The organism is Nocardia sp. NPDC002869 (assembly GCF_046764065.1).
In the GTDB taxonomy this organism is placed as follows: domain Bacteria; phylum Actinomycetota; class Actinomycetes; order Mycobacteriales; family Mycobacteriaceae; genus Nocardia; species Nocardia rhamnosiphila.
Genome location: NZ_JBKOOL010000295.1, coordinates 1 through 3,083, shown reverse-complemented (window position 1 = coordinate 3,083; position 3,083 = coordinate 1). Strand labels below are relative to the sequence as shown.

Here is a 3,083-nt window from a genome sequence, read left to right as displayed (position 1 = left end):
CTCGGAAGCGAGTACATGCGGTCCGGCGGAGGCCGTAGCGAAGGCGGAGGTATCGCCCCTCATCGTGCCTCCTCCACACTCAGCTGGGATTCGACTGCCGCGTACCGCGGGCCACGAAAAGGGCGAGGCCGTGCTCATGGATACCGTCGAGGGTTGTATCGAGATCGGTGTGAAGTGGTTGTCGGCATATGCGTTCTCCACCGAGAACTGGCGGCGCAGCCCCGACGAGGTGCGGTTTCTCATGGGGTTCAACCGGGATGTGATCCGGCGGCGGCGGGACGAGATGCACGAGATGGGGGTGCGGGTGCGCTGGGCGGGGCGGCGGCCGCGTCTGTGGCGCAGCGTGATCCGGGAGTTGGAGACGGCGCAGGAGCTGACCAAGGACAACACCGTGATGACCTTGACCATGTGTGTCAACTACGGCGGCCGTGCCGAGATCGCCGATGCGACACGGGAGATCGCGCGCCGGGTGGCGGCGGGGGAGATCGATCCGGAGAAGGTCGGCGAGGATACGATCGCCCGCTTCCTGGACGAGCCGGATATGCCGGATGTGGATCTGTTCCTGCGGCCGTCGGGGGAATTCCGTAGTTCGAATTTCCTGATCTGGCAGTCGGCGTACGCCGAGTTCGTCTACCAGGCGACCTTGTTCCCGGATTTCGATCGGCGCAATCTGTGGGATGCCTGTCTCGAGTACGCGCGGCGGGATCGCCGGTTCGGGGGTACCAAATGAGTGGCGAGGCCGAACCGGGTGCGCTGGCGCCGGATCTGGAGTTGCAGGCCCGGGCCGGGGCCGGGCTGGGGCTCTACGATATCGATGTCCGGGTCGACAACGACGGTTCACTACGGTTCGATTTCCAGGGCGCGTTGTGTTCGCTGAGCGCGTTCACGTTGACGCCGGGCCTGGATGTGCTGTCGCTGACGTGCGTGCTGGCCTGGGACCGGCCGCTCAAACCACAGTTGCACAAGCGGGTGGCCGAACGGAACGCCGCGTTGCAGTTCGGTTCGATCGCGGTGATCGCGCACGACAAACTCGCCGATGTCATCCTCCGTTACACCTTCCCGGCGGCCGGTCTGGACGACATGGCGTTGACCACGATGCTCTTGCTGGTGCTCGGTGGCGCCGGTGAGGCGCGTAAAGGCCTGCTGCCCTGACCCTGTCAGGTCGGGTCCGCTGCTGCCTCGGTTCCGGTCGTCGACCGGGTGCGGCGGGTTTCCGGGTCGCCGTACGGGAACAGGGTGTCCACGCCGCGCAGGTACTCGTCGCGAACCAGGTCGTCTATCAGCAGGTGCTGGAGTATGAATCCGGGAAGTAATCCGAAGAGGGCGGCGGCGACCGCTTGCAGGTCGGCATCGGGAGGTAGCCATCCGGCCGCGCGCATTCGTTCGGCGTACTCGCGCCACATTTCCCGGATGCCCCTCAGCGTCCGGCGCACGGGTTCTGCCGCCTCGTCGTCGACGAGTGCCAGTGACCATGCCTGCGGTGCCAGGCGTATCCGGCCCTCCGGTCCGCTCTGGACCTCGATCCATTCCGTCATCCGCGCGACCAGCTGAGCGGGGGTGGGGAGCGGGTCGCCGTGGATGACGGCCGCCATCTGCGCGCGGATATCGCCGGCGGTGGTCGAGGCGAGCGCGATGACCAGTTCGTCCTTGCTCCTGAAATAGCGGTAGACAGCGCCGGCGGACAGCCCCGATTCGGTGAAGACGTCCTGCATGGAGGTCTGGTGGAAACCCTTGCGGACGAAGCAGACGCGGGCGGCGTCCAGGATCTGTTGCCGACGGCGTTCCAGGTGTTCGTCACTGACTCGGGGCATGGTTCCAAACTAAAACGAATGTTCGTTCTTGACAAGCTGCGGGGGTGGTGGCACGGTGAGTGCACTAAAAAGAACGAACCTTCGATTTTCTGGGGAGAACGTCATGAACGTCATACAGCGCGCCGTGGCACTCGGGGTGGGCGCGGCCCTGCTGCAAGCGTTGATGCTGATCGCATTTGCGTGGCCGGCGACCAATATCGCGCCCCGCGACCTACCGCTCGCCGTCGCCGGCCCGCAGGCCGCGGTGGTCGAGGCCCGGCTGACCGGCCAGAATCCGGGCGCGTTCGAGCTCACGGTCGTACCCGACGAAGCGGCGGCCCGCGCGGCCATCGGCGACCGTGAGGTCTACGGCGCGATCGTGACCGGTAGCGGCGCGCCGCGGGTGCTGGTCGCTTCCGGCGCGGCCCCCGCGGTCGCCCAGCAGCTCACCCAAATCGGCCGGCAAATGTCCGGCGCGCCGGCCGCGCCGGTCGAGGATGTCGTCCCCGCCGACCCCGACGATCCGCGCGGAGCGGGATTCGGCGCCATGGCGCTCCCGCTGGTCATGGCCGGTATCGCGGGCGGTGTGCTGCTGACCCTGCTGATTCCCGCCGCCGGTGGTCGTGTGCTCGGGGCGCTCGTCTTCGGCATCGCCGGTGGTCTGCTGAGCATGCTCGTCACCCAGACGTGGCTGTCCATCGTCCCGGGCAGCTACCTCGCCCTGTCGCTGGTGTCCGGGCTGGTCTCCTTCGCGGTGGCCGGGACGGTCGCCGGACTGGCCACCGCGATCGGCCGGGCCGGTATCGGCATCGCCGCGCTGACCATGCTGCTCATCGGCAACCCGTTCTCCGCCGCCACCGCCGCTCCCGAGCTGCTGCCGCAGCCGTGGGGCACGATCGGGCAGTTGCTGCCCCCGGGTGCCGCGGCATCGCTGCTCCGCTCGGTAGCGTTCTTCGACGGCGCGGGCGCGCAGCGTCCGGTACTGGTCCTGCTGGCGTGGGCGGGATTCGCCCTCGTCCTGTTCGGTATCGGAGCGATCCGCGATCGGGCCCGTGTCGAGCCGGCGTCGCCCGCCGAGCCGGCGCAGGTGCCGGTCACCGCCTGAACCGCGAACGGAATACGGCGAGGGGGGGGCCCCCCCGGGGGGGGGGCCGGGGGGCCCCCCGCCACTAAGGCGGCCCCGGCGCGGGGGGGTTGAGTTGGGGGGGGGGGGGGGTGGTGTGGGGCGGGGGGGGGGGCGGGTCGTTGGGGGGGGGGGGCGGGGCCCCGCCCCCCCCCTCCGCCGGGTCGGAC

At 69.2% G+C, this 3,083-nt stretch carries 4 protein-coding genes; 3 read left to right on the top strand and 1 reads right to left on the bottom strand.

Annotated features, from left to right (window positions below; all coding sequences use genetic code 11):
* On the top strand, positions 1-730 hold a 730-nt coding region (locus ACLML9_RS28300; protein WP_411948357.1), incomplete at its 5' end, for an isoprenyl transferase.
* On the top strand, positions 727-1,152 hold the full coding sequence (locus ACLML9_RS28295) for a hypothetical protein (protein WP_411948356.1): 426 nt from the start codon (positions 727-729) through the stop codon (positions 1,150-1,152). The genes ACLML9_RS28300 and ACLML9_RS28295, both read left to right, overlap by 4 nt.
* Positions 1,153-1,157: 5 nt before the next feature.
* Here ACLML9_RS28295 and ACLML9_RS28290 read toward each other — a convergent pair whose 3' ends face one another.
* Complete coding sequence (locus ACLML9_RS28290; RefSeq protein WP_411948355.1) at positions 1,158-1,811, bottom strand: TetR/AcrR family transcriptional regulator; 654 nt, start codon at positions 1,809-1,811, stop codon at positions 1,158-1,160.
* Between the two features lie 103 nt (positions 1,812-1,914).
* Between ACLML9_RS28290 and ACLML9_RS28285 the strand changes: the two genes are divergently transcribed.
* Entirely contained in the window at positions 1,915-2,895 is a 981-nt protein-coding gene (locus ACLML9_RS28285; RefSeq protein ID WP_411948354.1) for a hypothetical protein, read from the top strand.
* Positions 2,896-3,083 lie beyond the last annotated feature (188 nt).